We start from the raw sequence: 20,990 nt of genomic DNA on the forward strand, positions 1-20,990 counted from the left end.
TGCATGGCGCGCGCCCCAGTTTCTAGACTCTTTGGTAGCCATTCCCATGAACATCCTTCGTTTCTCCGACCTGTGTGCCCAAGGCAAGGTGCAAGGCCAACGCGTTTTTATCCGCTCCGATCTGAATGTGCCGCTCAACGATGCCGGCGAGATCACCGAAGACACGCGCGTGCGTGCGTCGGTGCCTGCGATCGAGATGGCGCTCAAGGCTGGCGCCGCCGTGATGGTGACCAGCCATCTGGGCCGCCCCACCGAGGGCGCGTTCAAGCCCGAGGACTCGCTCGCCCCGGTGGCGCAACGTCTGGCGCAGCTGCTGGGCCGCGAGGTGCCGCTGATCGCGGACTGGGTTGACGGTGTCACCGTGGCCCCCGGCCAGGTCGTGATGCTGGAGAACTGCCGCAGCAATGTCGGCGAGAAGAAGAACCTGCCGGCGCTGGCGCAAAAGCTCGCCCAGCTGTGCGACATCTATGTGAACGACGCCTTTGGCACGGCCCACCGCGCCGAAGGCACGACCTACGGCATTGCCGAGTACGCCAAGATCGCCTGCGCCGGCCCGCTGCTGTCGGCCGAGATCGATGCCATCACCAAGGCACTGGCCGCGCCGGCGCGTCCGCTGGTCGCCATCGTCGCGGGCTCCAAGGTCTCGACCAAGCTGACCATCCTGCAGGCGCTGTCCAGCAAGGTAGACCAGCTGATCGTCGGCGGCGGCATTGCCAACACCTTCATGCTGGCGGCAGGCCTGAACATCGGCAAGTCGCTGGCCGAGGCCGACCTGGTGGGTGACGCCAAGGCCGTGATCGATGCCATGGCCGCACGCGGCGCCGATGTGCCGATTCCGACCGATGTGGTGGTGGCCAAGACCTTTGCGGCCGACGCAGAGGCGACCATCAAGCGCGCCACCGACGTGGCCGATGACGACCTGATCCTCGATATCGGCCCCGAGACGGCCGCCCGCCTGGCCGAGCAGCTCAAGAAGGCCGGCACCATCGTCTGGAACGGCCCGGTGGGCGTGTTCGAGTTCGATGCGTTTGCGCATGGCACCGAAACCCTGGCCCAGGCCATTGCCCAGTCGCCCGCCTTCAGCATTGCCGGTGGCGGTGATACCTTGGCCGCCATTGCCAAGTACGGCATCGAGGACAAGATTGGTTATATCTCCACTGGCGGCGGTGCCTTTTTGGAAGTATTGGAAGGCAAGACCTTGCCAGCTTTCGAGATTCTGCAAAAACGCGCGGCAGGCTGAGCTTATTCAGTGGACAAATGGCGTTTCTAAAGTGTGAGCAAAAACAACAAAATGCGTGGCTCTGCTCGCACTTTGGATCGTTTCACTTGTCTTGGTAGCACCACATCTACAACAATGGATGCAAGCCTGGGCGGGTGTTGGCCCGTCGGCTATCTAATTCCGAGGAGGGAAACATGGCTTTGAAAAAGACCATCGGAGCGGCGGCGCTGGCAAGCGCCGTGCTTGCGTTGACGGGTTGCGCGGTAGAGGCGCCCGTTCCATACGGCGCCAACTATGCGCAACCAACCCAGATGAAGGTCCGCGCAGCGGGCCACTGGGACCTGATGGCCAGCGAAGTGGTGGCCGACACGCTGGCGACGCTGGAGCGCAATGGTCTGAACGCCAAGACGCCTTTGTATGTGGCCCTGCCGCAGAACGCCAGCGCCTTTGACAGCGTGTTCCACGACCTGGTCGTGACCAAGCTGGTGCAGCATGGCGCATCGGTCTACACCACCCCCGGCCAGCAGCTCGAAGTGAGCTACGACGCCAAGGTCGTGCACCACAACCTGCAGCAAGCGGGCAATTGGGCCTATGAAGGCGACAACGGCCAGGTCGTCGCTGGCGTGAGCCCGACCATCGGCACCGACTACCAGGCCGCCACCATCGCAGGCGCCCCGGCATACTCCGAAGTGCTGCTGACCACCACGGTGCTGCGCCAGGGCCAGTATGTCGCGCGCAAGTCCAATGTCTACTATGTTGACAATGCCACCGTCGGCCAGTTCGCCAAGACCGAAGCCTACCGCGCCGTCAACATGAAGGTGGTGAACAAATGATGCGGCGTCTGACCACCCTGGCCGCTGTGGCCTCTGCCGCTGTGCTGGCCGGTTGCGCCAGCTGGAGCGATCCTGCCCAGCCCGTGAGCACGGTGCGCAGCGAGCCGACCTACCAGGCTGCGGACGCCAGCGTCTTCCTGGCCAACAGCCAGGATGCGATCAACAAGCTGACCGCCTCGGTCGCGCCCCAGTCGACCGGTACCGGCCCCGTGCTGGTGGCCACCGTGGTCAATGTGAACAACATGGGCGCCTCGTCGCCACTGGGCCGCACCTTGTCCGAGATCTACGCCAACCAGATGGCCGCCCGTGGCTTCCACGTCAAGGAAGTCAAGCTGCGCACCGATCTGTATGTGCGCGAAGGCACCGGCGAGCTGCTGCTGTCGCGCGAGATGCGCGACATTGCGCGCAGCCAGAACGCCTCGATGGTGCTGGTCGGCACCTTCTCGCCCGCTGCCAACTTCACCTACGTCAGCCTCAAGCTGGTGCGTACCGAAGACAGCCGCATCCTGTCGGGCTATGACTATGCCTTGCCCAATGACCGCGATGTGACCCGTTTGCTGAACGCGCCTCGCTGATCCACCACCGGGCCGCCGCCCGGTTGGAACAAAGAACGCACTCCCCTTGGGGCAGTGCGTTTTTTTATGGCCGGATCGGCCAGCGTTGACAGCCTCCACAGCGGGCTGGCAGAATCCAGCCTCCCTCCTGGCGCGACATTCGATCCGGTTGGCCTGCGTGTTTCCCAGACCCGCTGCCGGCTTCAGGTTTTCCAGTCCCGATCTGCGCGCCTGCGTGCTTTTTGCACACCTCCCCGCCAACTCCGCGTTGGCACACTTTTGATGGATCAGGTGCCGAGCCTTGCTGTTCGGCGCCACGGCATCCGTCTGCCCTTTCCTATCCCTCTCTCACACTCTCACGTCTGGAGCTTCGAATGATGATTCGTCTGTCCAAGTCCGCCCTGGTGCTGGCCATGGCTTTCTTCGCCACCTTGGTGGCTTTTGGCAATATCACCGACTACGCCACCAACTTTGCCTTTGTGCACCATGTGTTCCTGATGGACACCACCTTCCCCGGTAACAGCATCCTCTACCGCGCCATCGATGCGGAATGGATCCACCACCTGGGCTATGCCGGCATCATTGCGCTGGAGACACTGACAGCGCTGCTGTGCTGGGTTGGCGGCAGCCAGCTCTTGCGCGCCCGCCATGCCGATGCGGCCGGTTTTCGCGCTGCCAAAAAATGGGCGATTGCCGGGCTGACCCTGGGCTTTCTCACCTGGCAGGTGGGCTTTATGTCGGTGGGCGGTGAGTGGTTTGGCATGTGGATGTCCAAAGAGTGGAATGGCGTGCCCGATGCCTTCCGCTTCTTTATCACCTTGCTGCTGGTGCTGGTCTACCTGACGATGGACAACGACAGCCTGGCCCCGCCTGCGCAGTCCGCAGGCCGCTGATTCAGCGACGTAGGATCGCTTTGTGCTGGCTCAGCGGCGCGCCCGGCTGGGCCAGAGCACCGAGGCGATGGCCAGCACCATCAAGGCCACCGCCGTCCAGTCCTGCCAGTGCAGGATCTCGCCCAGCCACCAGGCGCCGCTGAAGACGCCCAGCACGGGGATCAGCATCACACTCAAAGTGGACGCCAGCGGCGGCAGGGTGCGCACCAGAAAGAACCAGGCCACCTGGGCAAAGCCGATCACCAGCACCGCATTGAACAGGATGGTGCCCCAGGCGATGGGGTCAGGCGCATGCCAGCGCGGGCGCTCCAGCAGCGTGGCCAGCAGGCACAGGCAGCCGGTGGTCATCACGGTCATCCAGAAGGCCAGGGTCAAGGTGGGCGCGGGGATGTGGGTGCGGCGCAGCAGCTGGGTGCCCAACGCCCAGCTGGCCGCTGCCAGCAGCATCAGCGCCACGCCCGTGGGCTTGCCGCCCAGCTTGTCCATCTCGTTCCACAGCAGCAGAAACACGCCGCCGGCGGCAGCGGCTACGCCCAGCCAGGCGCGCGGCGGCAGCCGGTCACTGAAGAACAGTGCGCCCAGCGCTGCTGAAAAAATAGGCATGGTGTAGCCCAGGATCGCCGCCCGGCCGCTGGGCAGCAGCGGAATCGCCACAATGATCAGCGTGTGCCACATCACCATGTTGAAAAAGCCCAGCACCACGAGCGGCCCCCAGTAGCGCCGCTCCAGCCGGAAGGGCACCTTGAGCACCAGCAGGCCCAACGCCAGCAGCGGCAGGCCGATCAGCATCGACAGCGCGCGAAAGCTCAGTGGCGGGAAGTGCTGCACCCCCGTCTTCATCACCGGCCAGTTCAGCCCCCAGACCAGGGTCAGCAGGCACAGGATCACCAGTTGTTGTCGCGACAGGGTAGGCATGGGGCGCGATTGTGCCTGCAATCCCCGTGCGACGCAGTCAGCTCTGCGAAGGCCCTGGCACGGCCAGCTTTTACAATAGCGCCCATGCCTTTTATCGACCAGCTGCGCGCCGCAGCCACCCAAAACAACTCCATGCTGTGCGTGGGCCTGGATCCGGAGCCCAGCCGTTTTCCCGCCGCGATGCGCGGCGATGCCAGCAAGATCTATGATTTTTGCGCAGCCATCGTCGATGCCACCCATGACCTGGTCAACAGCTTCAAGCCGCAGATCGCCTACTTTGCAGCGCACCGCGCCGAGGACCAGCTGGAAAAGCTGATGGCCCATATGCGCCGCGTGGCTCCCCAGGTGCCGGTGATTCTCGATGCCAAGCGCGGCGACATCGGCTCGACCGCCGAGCAGTACGCCAAGGAAGCCTTTGAGCGCTATGGGGCGGACGCGGTGACCTTGTCGCCCTTCATGGGCTTTGACTCCATCACGCCCTACCTGAAGTACGAGGGCAAGGGCGCCTTCTTGCTGTGCCGCACCTCCAACCCCGGTGGGGACGACCTGCAGGCCCAGACCCTGGCCGATGTGCCCGGCCAGCCGCAGATGTTCGAGCATGTGGCGCGCCTGGCCCAGGGCCCCTGGAACACCAATGGCCAGCTCGGCCTGGTCGTCGGTGCCACCCGCCCGCAAGAGATCGAGCGTGTGCGCGCCGTCGCCCCCCACCTGCCGCTGCTGATTCCCGGCGTCGGTGCGCAGGGTGGTGATGCGGTGGCCACCGTCAAGGCGGCCCGCATTGGCGGCGGCCCGATCATCATCAACTCTTCGCGCGCCATTTTGTATGCGAGCAGCGGCGACGACTTTGCCAGCGCGGCGCGCGCCGCTGCGATCCAGACCCGCGACCTGCTCAACGCGGTCGATTGAGCGGCTCCAGCGCCAGAACGACAGGGTCCGTGCTGCACGCTGGCACGGGCCCTGCTTCTTTTTCCGGAATTGTGCGGAGGCTTCTTGGGCCAAGACACAATGCGCCTGCCGCTTTTCTTCTGACGCCTTTTCCACCGCCACAAGGACTTCCGATGCTCCCTATGCTTTTTTCTCGCCCGCGCCGAAAGGCCTGCCTGGGTCTGCTGGCGCTGGCGGCCAGCATGGCGGCAGGCGCACAGGCGGCTGCGCACTACCCCACCAAGGCCATCACCTTGGTGATTGCCTACCCGCCTGGCGGCAGCACCGATGCGGTGGGCCGCATGGTCGGCACCGAACTGGCGCAGCGGCTCAAGCAGCCGGTGGTCATCGAGAACCTGGGCGGTGCCGGTGGCGCCATCGGTGCGCAAAAGGTGGCCCGGGCGCCGGCCGATGGCTATACCCTGCTGCTGTCGGCCAACAACGAGATGGCGATTGCGCCGCTGATCAACAAGGCCATCAAGTACCGGGTGTTCAAGGATTTCACGCCGATCAGCCTGGTGGCGACCCAGCCCATGGTGCTGGTTGCCTCGCAGTCCAGCGGCGTCAAGAACACGCAGGAGTTCCTCAGCCTGCTGCGCCAGAACCCCGGCAAGTACAGCTATGGCAGCTCGGGCGTGGGCACGGCGCTGCACATTGCTGGCGAGATGGTGCAGCAGGCCGGCAATGTGGCGATGACCCATGTGCCCTACAAGGGCGTGGCACCGCTGACCAATGACCTGCTGGGCGGCAGCCTGGATTTTGGCGTGTTTGTGCTGTCCTCGGGCCTGCCGCATATCCGCGCCGGCAAGGTGGTGGCGCTGGGCACGACCGAGGCCAAGCGCTCCAGCGTCACACCCGATATCCCGGCCTTGGCCGAGACCTCGGCGTTTGCGAGGGTCGATATCAACAGCTGGTTTGCGCTGATGGGCCCAGCCAAGTTGCCCCCGCAGGTGCAAAAGGCCTTGCGTGCGGCCATTGATGACATGCTGCAGTCCCCCAGCTTTCGCGCCAAGCTCGAAGCCAGTGGCAATGTGGTGGCTGCGCCCGGCCAGGACATGGGCGCCTTCTTGAAGGCCCAGGTGTCCAAGTACCAGCAGATCGTCGAGACCGCGAAGATCGAAGACCGCTGAGCGCGGTCTCCTTCGGCGCAGCTTACCGCCGCGCCGCCTGCAGCCAGCGGCCGCCCCAGACCACGACCACCAGCGCCAGCACGACAAACACCGCGCCAGCCCATTGCCAGGCCGTCACCGTCTCGCCCAGCACCAGCATGCCGGTGGTCAGGCCAATGACCGGCACGCAGAGGCTGAAGGGCGCCACCCGGTTGGCCGAGTAGCGCTGGATCAGCTTGGTCCACAGCCCGTAGCCGACGATGGTGGCCACCCAGCCCAGGTAGGCGATCGACATCCAGGCCAGCCCGGGAATCTGCTGCCAGGTCTCTGCCTGCAGCCACTTGCCCACGCTGCCCTCGTCCAGTGCGGCGCTCAGCCCGATAAAGGGCAGAATCGGCATCAGGCTGCTCCAGGCGATAAAGCCCACCGGGTCGTAGCGGGCGTTTTCCTTTTGCGCCAGGCGCACCACCACGTTGGAGCAGGCCCAGGATGTGGCCGCGCACAGCACCAGCAGCAGGCCTGCCAAGGTGGTGCCACCAGCGCCATTGCTGCGCAGCTCATTGATCAGCAGGCAGGCCAGGCCGAGCGCGGCAATGCCCATGCCGGCCACCAGTGGGCGGCCGGGGCGCTCGCGCAGCAGCACCCAGGTCCACACGGCGGTGAGAAACACCTGGGTCTGCAGCACCACGCTGGCGAGCGACGCCGTCATGCCCACCTTGAGCGCGGTGAACAAGAAGCCAAACTGGCCCACGCCCTGCAGCAGGCCAAACAGCACCACCCAGCGCCAGTGCACGCGCGGCGGCTTGATGAACAGCACCAGCGGAAAGGCCGCGCAGAGGTAGCGCAGGGCGCCCAGCTCGAACGGGGTCAGGCTCTGCAGGCCCCATTTCATGATGACAAAGTTGATGCCCCAGACCACCACCACGACCAGCGCCAAGGCGAGGTCCGTAGGGCGAAAGGGGACAGGGGAGCTGGAAGCGGACATGGCTGGAGGCACTGGTGTGCGCAGCGCCGGATGTTATTCAAGGTTTTCCAGCAGTGTGCCAGCAAGCGCAGCTGCGTGCTGGCGCTGCGCTATTCAGCGCCGCTAGCACGGCCCAGCAAACCGCAGGTTTGCGGTTGAGACGAGGCACCCTGCCGCAGGCAGTACAACGTACGACAAGGCAGGGTGCGTCCGGCCAGGTAACGACGTATCAAGGGTTGTGTTGGTGGCTCTCAGCGCAAATGGCGCGTGGGCGACAGAGCCTCAGGCTGCACACCCTGGCTCACCAGCGCCGGGTCCAGCGGCTCCTGCAAGGCCAGGTTGCGCGCCAGCAGGCCGTAGCCATAGGCGCTCTGGATGCCATACCCGCCCTGCGCGGCCACCCACAGAAACTGCGGCACCTGGCCATCCCAGCCAATCACCATCTCGCCATCGGCGACAAAGGAGCGCAGGCCTGCCCAGCTGTGGCTGGGGCGGCGAATGTCGAAATGGCTGGCCTGCATGATGCGGTCAATGCCCTCGGCAATGTCCATCATCTCGGGCTGCACATCATGCGGGTGGGTGGCATCGGCGTTGGCGGGCGAGCCCAGCAGCTGGCCGGCATCGGGCTTGAAGTACCACTGCTCGCCGATATCGATGACGGCCGGCCAGTGCTGGCCGTCCATGCCGGCGGGCATCGCAAAGGTAAAGGCACTGCGGCGCTTGGGCGTGAGGCCAATGGCAGCCGCTCCAGCCATCTGGCCCAGCTCATCGGCCCAGGCGCCGGCGGCGTTGACGACATGGCGGGCCTGCAGCTGGCGGCCATCGGCCAGGCTGATCTGCCAGTGGCCGGCGCTGGCATCCCAGTGTAGGCTGTGCACCCGGGCATCGTTCCACAGCTGGCCGCCGCGCCGGCGCATGCCCTTCAAAAAGCCCTGGTGCAGCGCATGCACATCGATATCGCGGGCGCCATCGTCGCTAAAGCCGGCTTCCAGCACCTCGGTGTTGAGCGCCGGCAAAAAGGCTTTCAGCGCGGCCTTGTCCAGCCAGCGCGCGCCGGGCGAATGCTGGCGTGCCTCGTCGTAGGCGGCTTGCAGCGCGGGCAACTGCGCGGGCGTTGCCACATACAGCACGCCGCGGGGGCTGACCAGCGCATGCTCGGCAAAGTCGGCCGGCGGCTGCTCGTAAAACTGGCGGCTGGCTCGGGTGAGCGCTTGCACCTGGGGTGGGCCATAGTGCTCTTCAAACAGCGCGGCCGAGCGGCCGGTGGTGTGGTAGCCGGGCTGGGATTCCTGCTCCAGCACCAGCACCTGGGCGCTGGTAGCCAGGTGCCAGGCGGTGGCGCTGCCGGCCATGCCGGCGCCGATGACGACAAAATCCCAGACTGCCGGGCTGGCGGTGGCAGAAGCGGATGCGCTAGGGGAGGCCGAAGGGGAACTGTTGGGGGTTTCCATGGTCAGCATGGTAAGGTCAGAGGCACTTCGCAAAGGGCAAACATGAGACAGAAACAAGCACGCAAGGGTTTTTATTCATGGGCACTGGGCGCCAGCGGGCTGCTGGCCATCTGCGCCGCCAGCACTGTGCAAGCGCAGACGGCGGCACCCGCGCTGCCCAAGCCCACGGTTGTGGGCAGCGGCTACCTCAACCCCTGGGCCATTGCGCCCTTGCCGGACAAACGCTTTTTGCTGACCGAGCGCGGCGGCAAGCTCTGGCTGCTCGATGCCGATGGGCGTAAACAGTCCGAGCTGCAAGGCGTGCCCAAGGTGGTCGATGCCGGCCAGGGCGGCCTGCTCGATGTCGTGGCCGACAGCCAGTTCGCCAGCAACCGGCGCATCTATTTTTGCTTTAGCGAAGCGGGCCCCCAGGCGGGCACCAACAGCACGGCACTGGCCTCGGCGCGCCTTGCGGCCAATGAGCGCCAGCTCGAAGACGTCAAAGTGCTGTTCAGCCAGCGCCCCAAGGCCAAGAGCAATGCCCATTTTGGCTGCCGCATTGCCGAGACGCCCGATGGCAACCTGTTCCTCAGCCTGGGTGACCGCTACTCGCAGCGCGACGATGCGCAGACCCTGAACAACCACCACGGCAAGCTGGTGCGCATTGCCAAGGATGGCAGCGTGCCCAAGGACAACCCTTATGCGGGCCGCCAGGATGCGCTGCCGGAGATCTACAGCTACGGCCACCGCAACAGCCAGGGCCTGGCCGTCGCCGCCGATGGCAGCCTGTGGCAGCACGAGCACGGCCCGCAGGGCGGCGACGAGATCAACCGGCCCCAGCCTGGCAAGAACTATGGCTGGCCGGTGATTACCTATGGCGAGGAATACGGCGGCGGCAAGATCGGCGAAGGCACGCAAAAGGCCGGCATGGAGCAGCCCTTGCACTACTGGGTGCCCAGCATTGCGCCCTCGGGCATGGCCTTTGTCACGAGTGACCGCTATGGCCCGGCCTGGAAAGGCAGCCTGTTGGTGGGCGGCCTCAAGTCGCGCAGCGTCGCCCAGCTGACGGTCAAGGACGGCAAGGTGACCGGCGAGAAGCGCCTCTATGAATCGCTGGGCGAGCGCATCCGTGACGTGCGCCAGGGCGCCGATGGCCTGGTCTACCTGCTGACCGATGGGCCCGATGGCAAGCTGATTCGGCTGGTGCCCTCGGGCAGTTAAAGCTTGCGCTTGAAACCCAGATGGCTGGACACAAAGCCCAGCTTTTCGTAAAAGCGGTGGGCATCGGCCCGGCTTTTGTCGGTGGTCAGCTGCACCACCGTGCAGCCCCGCTCGCGGCACTGCGCCACCGCCCATTCCAGCATCTGCTGGCCCGCGCCGGCGCCGCGCAGCTGCGCGGCAATGCGCACCGATTCGATCTGGCCGCGCCAGGCCCCCGTGTGCGACAGGCCGGGCACAAAGGACAGCTGCAGCGTGCCCACCACCTGCCCGTCCAGCTCGGCCACCACCAGGCGCTGGTTGGCATCGGCGCAGATCGCGTCAAAGGCCGAGACATAGCGCGCATCGGGCGGGTCGGCCAGCACCTCGCGCTCACGGCCCAGCGCATCATCGGCGAGCAGCGCGATGATCGCGGGCAGGTCGGCCAGGGTTGCGGTGCGGAAAATCAGGTTTGCTGGCATAGGCGCAGTGGGATGGACTGGTTCGTTGACGCGCGGCAAGCTGCCTCAGCGCTTGAGGTAAGGCGCCAGGTAGCGCCCGGTATGGCTGGCCGGGTTGGCGGCGACCTGCTCGGGCGTGCCCTGGGCCACCAGCTGCCCGCCGCCAGCGCCGCCTTCGGGCCCCATGTCGATGACCCAGTCGGCCGTCTTGATGACGTCCAGGTTGTGCTCGATGACGACAATCGTGTTGCCCGCATCGCGCAGCTGGTGCAGCACCTTGAGCAGCAGGTCGATATCGGCAAAGTGCAGGCCGGTGGTCGGCTCATCAAGGATGTAGAGCGTGCGGCCGGTGTCGCGCTTGGACAGCTCCTGCGCCAGCTTGACGCGCTGGGCCTCGCCGCCCGACAAAGTCGTGGCGCTCTGGCCCAGGCGGACATAGCTCAGGCCCACATCCAGCAGCGTTTGCAGCTTGCGGGCAATGGTGGGCACATCGCGGAAGAAGTCGTGCGCGTCTTCGACCGTCATCTCCAGGATCTGCGCAATATTGCGGCCCTTCCACTGCACCTGCAGGGTTTCGCGGTTGTAGCGCTGGCCGTGGCAGATGTCGCAGGGCACATAGACGTCGGGCAGAAAATGCATCTCCACCTTGACCATGCCATCGCCCTGGCAGGCCTCGCAGCGGCCGCCGGCCACATTGAAGCTGAAGCGCCCCGGGCCATAGCCGCGCTCCTTGGCGGTGTTGGTCTCGGCCATCAGCTCGCGGATGGGCGTGAACAGGCCGGTGTAGGTGGCCGGGTTGCTGCGCGGCGTGCGGCCAATCGGGCTTTGGTCCACATTGATGACCTTGTCGAAATAGTCCAGGCCTTCGATCTCCTGGTAGGGCGCGACATCGCCCTGGGCGCGGTTGATCTTGTGGGCCGCGGCCGCGTACAAGGTGTCGTTGACCAGGGTCGATTTGCCCGAGCCCGAGACGCCGGTCACGCAGGTGAACAGGCCGACCGGGAAATCCACCGTCACATCGCGCAGGTTGTGGCCGCTGGCGCCGATGAGACGCAGGCTTTGCACCGCATGCGGGTCCACTGCGGCGGAGGCGGCCGCTTCCTGCACGCTGCGGCCCTTGGTACTGCTGGTGCTGCTGGTACTGCTGGGCTTTTTCTCCAGCGAGGTGCGCACGGTAGGGAACTGCGAGCCGCTCTTGTCCGCGGCGGCCTTGCCCACCGGCGCGCCCACGGTGCTGGCCAGCACCGGCAGCCAGGGCGTGCGGCGCGCGGGCACGGCAATCGATTTCTGGCCGCTCAGGTACTGGCCGGTGAGCGACTGCGGGTGGGCGCAGATGTCGGCGTAGCGGCCCTGGGCCATGATCTGGCCGCCGTGCACACCGGCGCCCGGGCCCATGTCGATGATCTGGTCGGCCGCGCGCATCATGTCCTCGTCATGCTCGACGACGATCACGCTGTTGCCGATGTCACGCAGGTGCTGCAAGGTGGCGATCAGGCGGTCGTTGTCGCGCTGGTGCAGCCCGATCGAGGGCTCGTCGAGCACATACATCACGCCCGTCAGGCCCGAGCCGATCTGCGAGGCCAGGCGAATGCGCTGCGCCTCACCGCCCGAGAGCGTCTCGGCGCTGCGCGCCAGGCTCAGGTAGGTCAGGCCCACATCGTTGAGGAACTGCAGCCGCGTGCTGATTTCCTGGATCACCCGCGCGGCAATATCGGCCTTGGCGCCCGTCAGCTGCACGGTGCTGAACCAGGCGTGGGCCTCGCTCAGGGTGACCTGGCTGATGTCCTGGATCGCACGGGCCTGGTCACCATCGCCCACGCGCACAAAGCGCGCCTCGCGGCGCAGGCGCGCGCCGTGGCAGTCGGGGCAGGGCTGCACGCTTTGGTAGCGGGCCAGCTCATCGCGCACGATGCTCGAATCGGTCTCGCGGTAGCGCCGCGTCATGTTCGGCAGGATGCCTTCGAAGGGGTGCTTCTTGGTGACCATCTTGCCGGCGTTCTCGCCGCTGGCCAGCTCGTACTTGAAGGCGATCTCTTCGTCGCCCGAGCCATACAGCACCACCTGGCGCACCGCCTCGGGCAGGCTCTCATAAGGCTGCTCAATATCGAACTTGTAGTGGCGGCCCAGGCTCTCGAGCATCGCAAAGTAGTAGCCATTGCGCCGGTCCCAGCCCTTGATGGCGCCGCTGGCCAGGCTGAGCGTGGGGAAAGCCACCACGCGCTCGACGTCGAACACCTCGTGCAGGCCCAGGCCATCGCAGGATGGGCAGGCGCCCTGGGGCGAGTTGAAGGAGAACAGGCGCGGCTCCAGCTCGGCCAGCGCATAGCTGCAGACCGGGCAGGAGAACTTGCTGCTGAACAGATGCTCTTCGCCGGTGTCCATCTCCAGCGCCAGTACGCGGCCATTGCCTTCGTTGCCGCCCACACGCAGTGCCGCCTCAATGCTTTCGGCCAGGCGCTGCTGCAGCCCGGCGCGCACCTTGACGCGGTCGATGACCACATCGACATCGTGCTTCTCGTTCTTGGCCAGCGCGGGCAGGGTCTCGTGCTCGTACATCTGGCCATCGACCCGAAAGCGCACATAGCCCAGCGCCTGCATCTGCGCAAACAGCTCGACGAACTCGCCCTTCTTGCCGCGCGCCACCGGCGCCAGGATCATCAGCTTGGTGTCCTCGGGCAGGGCCAGCACGGCGTCCACCATCTGGCTGACGGTCTGGGCCGCCAGCGGCAGGTTGTGGTCGGGGCAGAACGGCGTGCCTGCGCGGGCATACAACAGGCGCAGGTAGTCATGGATTTCGGTGACCGTGCCCACGGTCGAGCGCGGGTTGTGGCTGGTCGCCTTCTGCTCGATCGAGATGGCCGGTGACAGGCCCTCGATCAGGTCGACATCGGGTTTGTCCAGCCGGCCCAGAAACTGGCGCGCATAGGCCGAGAGGCTCTCGACATAGCGGCGCTGGCCTTCGGCATACAAGGTGTCAAAGGCCAGGCTGGATTTGCCCGAGCCCGACAAGCCGGTGATCACCACCAGCTGGTGGCGCGGAATGTCCAGATCGATGTTCTTGAGGTTGTGCGTGCGCGCGCCACGGATGGCGATGCGACTGTGTGCCAGCCGCGCGCCCAGGTAGCGGCTGTCGTCCTGCTGCGCCTCGGACAGGCCGAGTTCATGGTGCAAGTCGATGGCAGCGGAAGGGTCGGTGGGGGTGCGTGGTGGCATGTGGGCTTCAAGATCCAAAACCCCTCATGATAGCCAGCCTGCCCGTTCGTTGTGCAATCTGCCGGGTATCGCTGCACATGCGTTGCGGATAAACCCAGGGGCGTGGCCCGCTGTCTGGCGCCAAAACCGAGGTGAGGGCTTGCGGCAGCTTTGCGCCTAGCTATGGTTTCTGATGCGCCGCTGGGCGCAGAGATTCCGTCTGCCAGCAGGGCTTGCGGCTGCGCTCTACACTTGCCGCTGGCGATCGTCGCCATCCGTCCCTTGTTTGCCTGCGTATCGCCCTTGTCTCTCACCTCTGTTTCTTCTTCCACGGCCATGCTGCCGGCCGAGCGGCGCGCCAGTTTCAGCCTGGCGCTGATCTTTGCATTGCGCATGCTGGGCCTGTTTCTGGTGCTGCCGGTGTTTGCGCTGGAAGCCCACAAATACCCCGGCGGTGATGACCCGGCGCTGGTCGGGCTGGCCATGGGCGTCTATGGCCTGACACAGGCCGTCTGCCAGCTGCCGCTGGGCATGGCGTCGGACCGCTTCGGGCGCAAAAAGGTCATTGTGCTGGGCCTCTTGGTGTTTGCCGCCGGCAGCCTGATCGCCGGCATGGCGGGCAACCTGCATACCCTGCTGCTGGGTCGGGCGCTGCAAGGCGCAGGCGCGGTGTCCGCCGCCGTCACGGCGCTCTTGGCCGACCAGACCCGCGACGAAGTGCGCACCAAGGCCATGGCCCTGGTGGGCGCCAGCATCGGCCTGATGTTTGCGCTGGCGCTGGTGCTCAGCCCGCTGCTGGTGGTGCACATCGGCCTGAGCGGCCTGTTTTTGATGACCTGCGGCCTGGCGCTGGGCGGTATTGCGGTAGTGCTGTGGGTCGTGCCGCCTGAGCCGCTGGAGCACCGGGGCGGCGCACGCGGCGGCCTGCGCGAGGTGTTCCGCCATGCCGACCTGGTGCGCCTCAACGCCGGTGTGTTTGTGCTGCACACGGTGCAGATGTCGATGTGGGTAGCCGTGCCCGCGATGCTGGTGGCCGCAGGCCTGCCCAAGGCTGAGCACTGGCAGGTCTACCTGCCGGCCGTGCTGCTGTCCTTTGTGCTGATGGGCGGGCTGTTTGCGCTGGAGCGGCGCGGTTACCTGCGCGGCGCCTTGCTGGGCTCGATCGCGCTGGTGGCCCTGGTGCAGATGGCCCTGGGCCTGGTGGCGACCTCGGGCCATGCGCCTGCGCTGTGGCTGATGGGCGTGCTGCTGTTCGTGTTTTTCTGCGGCTTCAATGCGCTGGAGGCCACGCAGCCCAGCCTGGTCTCGCGCATGGCGCCGGCATCGCTGCGCGGCGCGGCGCTGGGCAGTTACAACACCTTGCAATCTCTGGGCCTGTTTGCCGGTGGTGCGCTCGGCGGGGCCTTGACCCGCTGGGGCAGCGTGACGGATCTGTTCATTGCCACCAGCGCGCTGGCGCTGCTGTGGCTGGTGCTGACCTGGCCGCTGCAGCCGCTGGGCCGCGCCGTGGCTGGCGCTGCACAAAAGTAAGCACTGGCTGGGAATGGGGCAGGCCTGGCAGGCCCTGTTGCAGGATCTGCGGCCACCCGCAGAGAAGGACCGGCCGCTTTGGGGTAGGATACGCCCCTGAATCTCAGTGATGGGCGCTTTGAAGGCTGCAATGCCTGCAACACTGCCAACGCATAGTAGGCGCCCATTTTTCAAAGGAACTACCTCTACCATGGCATCCGTCAACAAAGTCATCATCGTCGGCAACCTCGGCCGCGACCCTGAAATCCGCACCTTCCCCTCAGGCGACCAGGTGGCCAACGTCACTATCGCCACCACGGACCGCTGGCGCGACAAGAACAGCGGCGAGAACAAGGAAGCCACCGAGTGGCACCGCGTCGTGTTCAATGGCCGCTTGGCTGAAATCGTCGGCCAGTACCTGCGCAAGGGCAGCCAGGTCTATGTGGAAGGCAGCCTGCGCACCCGCAAGTGGACCGACCAGGCCACCGGCCAGGAGCGCTATGCGACGGAAATCCGCGCTGACTCGATGCAGATGCTGGGCAGCCGCCAAGGCCAGGGCGGCGGTGGCGGTCAGGGCGGTGGCGATGACTACGGCTATGGCGACAGCGGCTACGGTGACCAGGGCGGTGGCGGCGGCGGTGCACCCGCTGGCAACTACCAGCGCCGGGCCCCCGCACCGGCGATGGCTCCAGCCGCCGCACCCCGCCAGGCACCGCCTCCCCGTCCAGCACCGGCACCCATGCCTGCGCCAGCCCCACGCGCTGCGTCTGGCTTTGACGATATGGACGACGATATTCCGTTCTAAAAAGCACTGCTAGTAGTTTTTGAAGCAAACCCGCTCTCTTCTGAGAAAGCGGGTTTTTTCTTACCCACACTTTTTTGCTAGATCTTCTTGAGTGAGTTCTAAGAAAAGTCGGTACTTCAAAATGTTTGCTGCGAGGCGTGGCGTGGCGTGGCTGAAATTGTGGGCTTCCCCGGCTTCTTTTCATTGGCTTCTTTGGGTGGCTTATTGGACCTTGTTGGCGGATAGCAATCTTTTAAGAATTCTTATCAGCTGCAAGTATTCTTATGAGAGCGCTTCCTGAGTAAATCATGCTGCCATCCTACAATGGCTCCAATTAGAGCTCTTGTAGAATTTAGGTGTTCTTATGAGGATGCTTAAATGGTTTCGACTCTTAACCTAACTGTAGACCGGGCTCTCAAGGCCTTGGGTCAGAACATTGAGCTCGCACGCAGGCGTCGCGGCCTGTCCCAAGCCGACTTGGCTGCGCGTATGGGCGTCTCGGTGAGCACCGTTCGCCGGCTGGAGGATGGCAACCCAGGCACAGCGCTCGTTTATCTGGCCAGTGCGCTGCAGGTCTTTGGCGATTTGGAGAAGCTGAGCCTCCTGATGGACACGCAGACGGATTCGGTTGGACTTGCCCTCATGGACGCCGAACTTCCATCTCGGATTCACAGCAAGCGCCGCGACACACCCAAAGCTTTCTGAAAGTTTTCCACGATATGGTGACTAGAGCAAATGCCGCTGTCCAAAACACCAAGACGGAGCTGGATGTGTGTCTTGGAAAAACGGGTACCCCCGTGGGAAAGCTCGTGTTTGTGCGAAACGGGCCGCGCGTATTCACGCAGTTCGGCTACTTCCAGGAGTGGCTTGACCACGCTGACACATTTAACGTCTCTGCGGACCTCGCCGCCGCGCCGGGCTTCCAGACCCGAAAGCCTGTGACCAAGGAGGACTCGCTTTTCTTCCTCGCTCTTGGGGATACCGAGCCAGATGCTTGGGGCCGTCGAGTCATTGCTCGGGCACATGCCAAGCGCCGCGAGGAGGACCCAAAGCTGGGTGCGTTGACCGAGCTCGACTACCTTTGTGCGGTTGATGATTTCAGCCGTATGGGGGCACTGCGTTTGCGTAACGCCCGTGGCGTTTACCTTGAGTCGGCACCAGAAGGCAGGCGGGCAACGCCGCCAATGCTCGAACTCGAAAAGATGCTGAGCTCTTCACGGGCAGTTGAACTCGGCAAGGAGACCGCCCAGGATTTGGCCTATCTGCGAGGCAAGGGCACATCGCTTGGCGGCATGCGTCCGAAATGCAGCATCCTGGACAAAGAGGGATATCTCGCATTGGGCAAGTTCCCGAGTGTCAAAGACGAGCGCAATGTCACTCGTGCGGAGGTGCTGGCACTCAAGCTAGCGGCTTTGGCTGGTATCACCGTATCGAAGGCGCATGTCGCAGTGGTGCAAGGCACTCCCGTGGCGGTCATACGGCGATTTGACCGCACCCCTGACGATGCACGCATCCCCTACATCTCAGGAGCCACCTTGCTGCAGGCGAGTCGACAAGATGAACACGCCTACACCGAGGTTCTCCATGCAATGAAGGGGGCCTGCGCCAACTACGTCGTGGATGCCCAAGAACTGTGGCGGCGTCAGGTGTTCAACCACCTCATCACCAACGTCGACGACCACCTGCAAAACATGGGCTTCCTCTACATGGGCGATAACAAATGGCAGCTCTCGCCTGCGTTCGACATCAACCCGATGCCCGACAAGGACCGGGAATCCAAGACCTGGCTGAGTGAAGACACGGGACCTATCACCAGCATGCCGCAGTTGATGGGGCAAGCATCGCAGTTTGCCTTGTCTCATGAACAGGCGTTGGCCATTGTGCGCAAACAGGTAGAGGCGATTTTGCAGTGGCGCATGGTAGGACAGTCTCCCGACGTTGGCATGACAAAGCAAGAGCTCGATGAGTTTGTGCCTGCGTTCGAGCATGCAAGCTTTAGTGCCGCCAGGAAATTGGCGGGCTTGTAGGTGATAGCGGTGTGCCTGACTCGGTACATCATGAGGTTGCCAAAGCGCGCCCACCCGTTGCCATGGCCTCCTTGGTGGGTGGGTTTGATGGGGCGCCAGGCGTTTCGGCCAAGGCTGCGGGATTGCTTGGCCCATTCTCCGTAGCGATAGGGTGTGGCGCTATTGCAGCAGCCCCGATGGCATGGGACGGCTGGTTTTGGCTGACCTGCTCGGGCGGGTTGCCCGCTGCATGGGCCGTGACAGCGATGACCTGAATATGCAGCGTCTGGGCAACAATACCCCGGTGCATCTGGTGCCACGGCCGGCGGCGCCCCGCCTTTGAGCCGGTTCTCAGCGGCCCGTTGCCAACGGTGCGGCGCTGCCGGTTGCGCTCGCTTCTGGCGTGTTCAGCTGGCGCCGCAGATCGAACTTGAGCAGCACAACGCCGGCGCCAATCAGCAGCACGTCCTTGACGATGAAACCGTCCAGCGTGGAGAGTTGGGGCAGCAGGCTCAAGGTGGTGATGCCGGTGACGATGACGACCAGGGCGCCCACGACGCCCAAAGCGGGCTTTTTGAAGCCGACTATCAGTGCCAGAAACGCCAAGGTCTCCACCACGCCCAGAAAGTAGCTGCCCCCGTGCACACCGAAGAGCGTGTAGAGAAAGCTGAGCCAGGTGCTCGAGATCAGGGGCTCCAACTCGGCGACCTCAAAATCAAACCATTTGAAGGTGCCGAACAGCGCAAAAATAAAGATCACCGAGACGCGCAGCACAGCGATATCGGCATCGGAGTGAATAAAGCGATGGATGGTATTTTTCATGGGGGTCTCCTGGTTAAAAAAGTGGCTGGGATGCGGATGTCATGGGGCGGTGCTCAGCCAGTCGACAATGGCTTTGGCGGCACGGTCATAGGCCCCATGGGGCGGGATGCGGTTGAGCAGTAGCGCGCCCTTGATCGCAGAGCTCACCACCATGGCCAGCTCTGCCGGGGGCAGTGCAAAATGCAGGGCTGCCTGGTGCTGGCCCGCGACCAGAATGTCTTGCAGCAGCTGTTGCTCGGTCTGTGCCAGCTGGTAGACCGCCGTTTGCAGTGCGGGCGAAAACAGGTGGCTGTCCGACAGCATCGCGTAGACACCGCACATTTGCCCCTGCGCCGCGCAATCTGCAAAGGCATTCAGATAGGCCTGGAGTTGCGGCACACCGGCGGGCAGCTTTTGCAGCGCTGCCTCCAGGGCTTTGAAATCGGCCCGTTTGTAGTCACAGTAGGCAATGCCCAGGTCTGTTTTGCTAGGGAAATGATGGTGAATACTGGCTTTGCGAATGCCAATACCCGCCTCCAGATCGGCATAGCTGAAGCCCTGGAAGCCACGCTGCTGGATCAAGTGGTTGCTGAGAAGGATGATTTTTTCGCGGGTAGACATCGTCAATGGTTCTGGATTTGGTGATGGGTTTTGACTATACCTACTAGAAGGTAGGTTGCCAAGTTGCCATATGATTCAAAGCGTAAATCCAGCAGCCGGCATGACCCGCGGCATGCGTGCCGGGTGCGCTGCAGGATCGGCGGGGCCAGCGGTTTTGGCGCAAAAGGCCAGTGCCCACTGCGGCTTTGCCGCCGGTAGAGAATGCGGCATGGGCGCAGAACGCGCCGCGCGCAATGCCGGCCCGGCAGACCTGTGATGGTTCCCGTGCCGCCCTGGATAAGGGCGCAGCTGACGGCATGCCCCTTGTACCACCTTGCATGAAAGCGGCCATGACTCCGAGCACCGATACTGCCAATACCTTGGATAGCACCAAGATCGCATCCCTCATCGCGCCCAGCGGCCGCCTGCGTGCCGCCATCAATGTCGGCAACCCGGTGCTGGCGCACAAAAGGGCCGATGGCTCGGCCGCAGGCGTCTCCGTCGATCTGGCAGCGCGCATGGCGGCCCAACTGGGTCTGCCGCTGGACCTGCAGCTGTTTGAGGCGGCCGCCCATTCGGTCGATGCTGTCACCCAGGGCCAGGCCGATGTCGGCTTTTTCGCCGTGGACCCGGTGCGGGGCGCGGGCATTGGTTTTTCCGCCCCCTATGTGCTGATCGAAGGCGCCTACATGGTGCGCAGCGATTCGGCGCTGAGCGACAACACGCAGGTGGATGTCGCCGCGCACGAGGTCGTGGTCGGCCAGGGCAGCGCTTATGACCTCTACCTCACGCGTGCGCTGAAACACGCCCGCATCCTGCGGGCGCCCACCTCGCCGGCGGTGGTCGATGTCTTTTTGCAGCCTAGCGGCGACGTGGCCGCAGGCGTCAAGGTGCAGCTGGAGGCGGCGGTGGCCAGCCATGCCGGTCTGCGGCTGCTGCCCGGGCATTTCATGCTGATCCAGCAGGCCATGGGCCTGCCCAAGAGCCGGGGCGAGGCCGCTATCCAGTGGCTGGCCGCCTTTGTGGAAGACGCCAAGGCCAGCGGTTTTGTCGCCCAGGCGCTGGCGCAGCACCAGGTGCCAGGCGCGGTGGTCGCGCCCGGAGTGCAGCCATGAGCGTGTTTGACCATCTGCAGCAGCTGCTGGACGGCGAGGGTGCCCGCTTTCGGGTGCTGGAGCACCCGGCCGAGGGTAAATCCGACGAGGTGGCGCGCATCCGGGGCACGACGCCGGGCCAGGGTGCCAAGGCCATGCTGTGCAAGACCCGCAATGCCAGGCACTGGGTGCTGGCCGTGCTGCCGGGTGATCAGAAGCTGGACTTTCGCCTGCTGGCTACCGCGCTCGGCCTGCCCAAGATGACGATGGCCAGCGCGGAAGAGGCGACGGAGCGGACCGGCTGCGTGATTGGCGCCATTCCACCTTTTAGCCCGGGCCCGCAGGTGGCCTTGGTGGTGGACCCGGACCTGGTGGAGCGCCATGCCGAGATCGCCTTCAATGCCGGGCGGCTGGACCGCTCGATGGTGCTCAACGCGCAGGACTATGTGCGTATTGCCCAACCGGCGCTGCACCGCATCTGCGCCCCTGCTGGCTAAGGCAAAAA

Annotated in this window: 20 protein-coding genes; 13 read left to right on the plus strand and 7 right to left on the minus strand. The window is 64.6% G+C overall.

The window, feature by feature from the left end; all coding sequences use genetic code 11:
* Positions 1 to 46 precede the first annotated feature (46 nt).
* From N4T19_RS18135 to N4T19_RS18150, 4 genes are all read left to right on the plus strand, one after another.
* Positions 47 to 1,240 (plus strand): phosphoglycerate kinase, encoded by a 1,194-nt coding sequence (locus tag N4T19_RS18135; protein WP_260718698.1) that lies wholly within the window; start codon positions 47 to 49, stop codon positions 1,238 to 1,240.
* A gap of 173 nt (positions 1,241 to 1,413) precedes the next feature.
* Positions 1,414 to 2,052 (plus strand): hypothetical protein, encoded by a 639-nt coding sequence (locus N4T19_RS18140; RefSeq protein WP_133248143.1) that lies wholly within the window; start codon positions 1,414 to 1,416, stop codon positions 2,050 to 2,052.
* On the plus strand, positions 2,049 to 2,627 hold the full coding sequence (locus N4T19_RS18145; protein ID WP_260718699.1) for a FlgO family outer membrane protein: 579 nt from the start codon (positions 2,049 to 2,051) through the stop codon (positions 2,625 to 2,627). Before N4T19_RS18140 ends, N4T19_RS18145 begins: the two co-directional genes overlap by 4 nt.
* Before the next feature lie 353 nt (positions 2,628 to 2,980).
* A complete protein-coding gene (locus N4T19_RS18150; RefSeq protein WP_116926088.1) occupies positions 2,981 to 3,499 on the plus strand; it encodes a DUF2165 family protein in 519 nt (172 codons plus the stop codon).
* A gap of 30 nt (positions 3,500 to 3,529) precedes the next feature.
* Here the strand turns inward: N4T19_RS18150 and N4T19_RS18155 are convergent, their stop codons facing one another.
* A complete protein-coding gene (locus tag N4T19_RS18155; RefSeq protein ID WP_116926089.1) occupies positions 3,530 to 4,414 on the minus strand; it encodes a DMT family transporter in 885 nt (294 codons plus the stop codon).
* Positions 4,415 to 4,498: 84 nt separating this feature from the next.
* Between N4T19_RS18155 and pyrF the strand changes: the two genes are divergently transcribed.
* Positions 4,499 to 5,320, plus strand: a complete 822-nt coding sequence (gene pyrF, locus N4T19_RS18160; RefSeq protein WP_116926090.1) for an orotidine-5'-phosphate decarboxylase — start codon at positions 4,499 to 4,501, stop codon at positions 5,318 to 5,320.
* A gap of 152 nt (positions 5,321 to 5,472) precedes the next feature.
* Positions 5,473 to 6,468 (plus strand): Bug family tripartite tricarboxylate transporter substrate binding protein, encoded by a 996-nt coding sequence (locus tag N4T19_RS18165; protein WP_409935125.1) that lies wholly within the window; start codon positions 5,473 to 5,475, stop codon positions 6,466 to 6,468.
* Positions 6,469 to 6,490: 22 nt separating this feature from the next.
* On the opposite strand, the gene N4T19_RS18170 is transcribed toward N4T19_RS18165, so the two are convergent.
* Both N4T19_RS18170 and N4T19_RS18175 read right to left on the minus strand, forming a co-directional pair.
* A complete protein-coding gene (locus tag N4T19_RS18170) occupies positions 6,491 to 7,432 on the minus strand; it encodes an EamA family transporter (RefSeq protein ID WP_116926092.1) in 942 nt (313 codons plus the stop codon).
* Between the two features lie 230 nt (positions 7,433 to 7,662).
* A complete protein-coding gene (locus N4T19_RS18175; RefSeq protein WP_182344682.1) occupies positions 7,663 to 8,862 on the minus strand; it encodes an NAD(P)/FAD-dependent oxidoreductase in 1,200 nt (399 codons plus the stop codon).
* 42 nt (positions 8,863 to 8,904) lie between these two features.
* Here N4T19_RS18175 and N4T19_RS18180 point away from each other — a divergent pair, with 42 nt between their 5' ends.
* Entirely contained in the window at positions 8,905 to 10,062 is a 1,158-nt protein-coding gene (locus N4T19_RS18180; protein ID WP_260718700.1) for a PQQ-dependent sugar dehydrogenase, read from the plus strand.
* Here the strand turns inward: N4T19_RS18180 and N4T19_RS18185 are convergent.
* Both N4T19_RS18185 and uvrA read right to left on the minus strand, forming a co-directional pair.
* Positions 10,059 to 10,520 (minus strand): GNAT family N-acetyltransferase, encoded by a 462-nt coding sequence (locus N4T19_RS18185; protein WP_260718701.1) that lies wholly within the window; start codon positions 10,518 to 10,520, stop codon positions 10,059 to 10,061. The genes N4T19_RS18180 and N4T19_RS18185 overlap by 4 nt on opposite strands.
* Positions 10,521 to 10,565: 45 nt before the next feature.
* The gene (gene uvrA, locus N4T19_RS18190) at positions 10,566 to 13,712 is read right to left on the minus strand and encodes an excinuclease ABC subunit UvrA (protein WP_260718702.1); all 3,147 of its coding nucleotides are present in this window, start codon (positions 13,710 to 13,712) and stop codon (positions 10,566 to 10,568) included.
* A 315-nt stretch (positions 13,713 to 14,027) separates the two neighbouring features.
* Between uvrA and N4T19_RS18195 the strand changes: the two genes are divergently transcribed.
* From N4T19_RS18195 to N4T19_RS18210, 4 genes are all read left to right on the plus strand, one after another.
* Positions 14,028 to 15,221 carry an MFS transporter gene (locus N4T19_RS18195; protein ID WP_260720316.1) on the plus strand — a complete coding sequence of 398 codons (1,194 nt, stop codon included), beginning with the start codon at positions 14,028 to 14,030 and terminating at the stop codon, positions 15,219 to 15,221.
* A gap of 190 nt (positions 15,222 to 15,411) precedes the next feature.
* Complete coding sequence (gene ssb, locus N4T19_RS18200; protein ID WP_021027012.1) at positions 15,412 to 16,005, plus strand: single-stranded DNA-binding protein; 594 nt, start codon at positions 15,412 to 15,414, stop codon at positions 16,003 to 16,005.
* Positions 16,006 to 16,362: 357 nt separating this feature from the next.
* Positions 16,363 to 16,689: a helix-turn-helix domain-containing protein gene (locus N4T19_RS18205; protein ID WP_021027013.1), complete on the plus strand. Its 327-nt coding sequence runs from the start codon at positions 16,363 to 16,365 to the stop codon at positions 16,687 to 16,689.
* Between the two features lie 14 nt (positions 16,690 to 16,703).
* Positions 16,704 to 18,011, plus strand: coding sequence for a type II toxin-antitoxin system HipA family toxin (locus N4T19_RS18210; RefSeq protein ID WP_260718703.1), 1,308 nt, complete (start codon positions 16,704 to 16,706; stop codon positions 18,009 to 18,011).
* 330 nt (positions 18,012 to 18,341) lie between these two features.
* Here the strand turns inward: N4T19_RS18210 and N4T19_RS18215 are convergent, their stop codons facing one another.
* Both N4T19_RS18215 and N4T19_RS18220 read right to left on the minus strand, forming a co-directional pair.
* The gene (locus tag N4T19_RS18215) at positions 18,342 to 18,812 is read right to left on the minus strand and encodes a YkgB family protein (protein WP_260718704.1); all 471 of its coding nucleotides are present in this window, start codon (positions 18,810 to 18,812) and stop codon (positions 18,342 to 18,344) included.
* Between the two features lie 39 nt (positions 18,813 to 18,851).
* Entirely contained in the window at positions 18,852 to 19,412 is a 561-nt protein-coding gene (locus N4T19_RS18220) for a TetR/AcrR family transcriptional regulator (protein WP_260718705.1), read from the minus strand.
* A 329-nt stretch (positions 19,413 to 19,741) separates the two neighbouring features.
* On the opposite strand from N4T19_RS18220, the gene N4T19_RS18225 reads away from it, so the two are divergent.
* Positions 19,742 to 20,506 carry a transporter substrate-binding domain-containing protein gene (locus N4T19_RS18225; RefSeq protein WP_260718706.1) on the plus strand — a complete coding sequence of 255 codons (765 nt, stop codon included), beginning with the start codon at positions 19,742 to 19,744 and terminating at the stop codon, positions 20,504 to 20,506.
* Positions 20,503 to 20,982: a YbaK/prolyl-tRNA synthetase associated domain-containing protein gene (locus N4T19_RS18230; protein WP_260718707.1), complete on the plus strand. Its 480-nt coding sequence runs from the start codon at positions 20,503 to 20,505 to the stop codon at positions 20,980 to 20,982. The genes N4T19_RS18225 and N4T19_RS18230 overlap by 4 nt, the downstream gene beginning before the upstream one ends.
* The last annotated feature ends 8 nt before the right edge of the window (positions 20,983 to 20,990 follow it).

This window comes from Comamonas squillarum (assembly GCF_025309455.1).
In the GTDB taxonomy this organism is placed as follows: domain Bacteria; phylum Pseudomonadota; class Gammaproteobacteria; order Burkholderiales; family Burkholderiaceae_C; genus Comamonas; species Comamonas squillarum.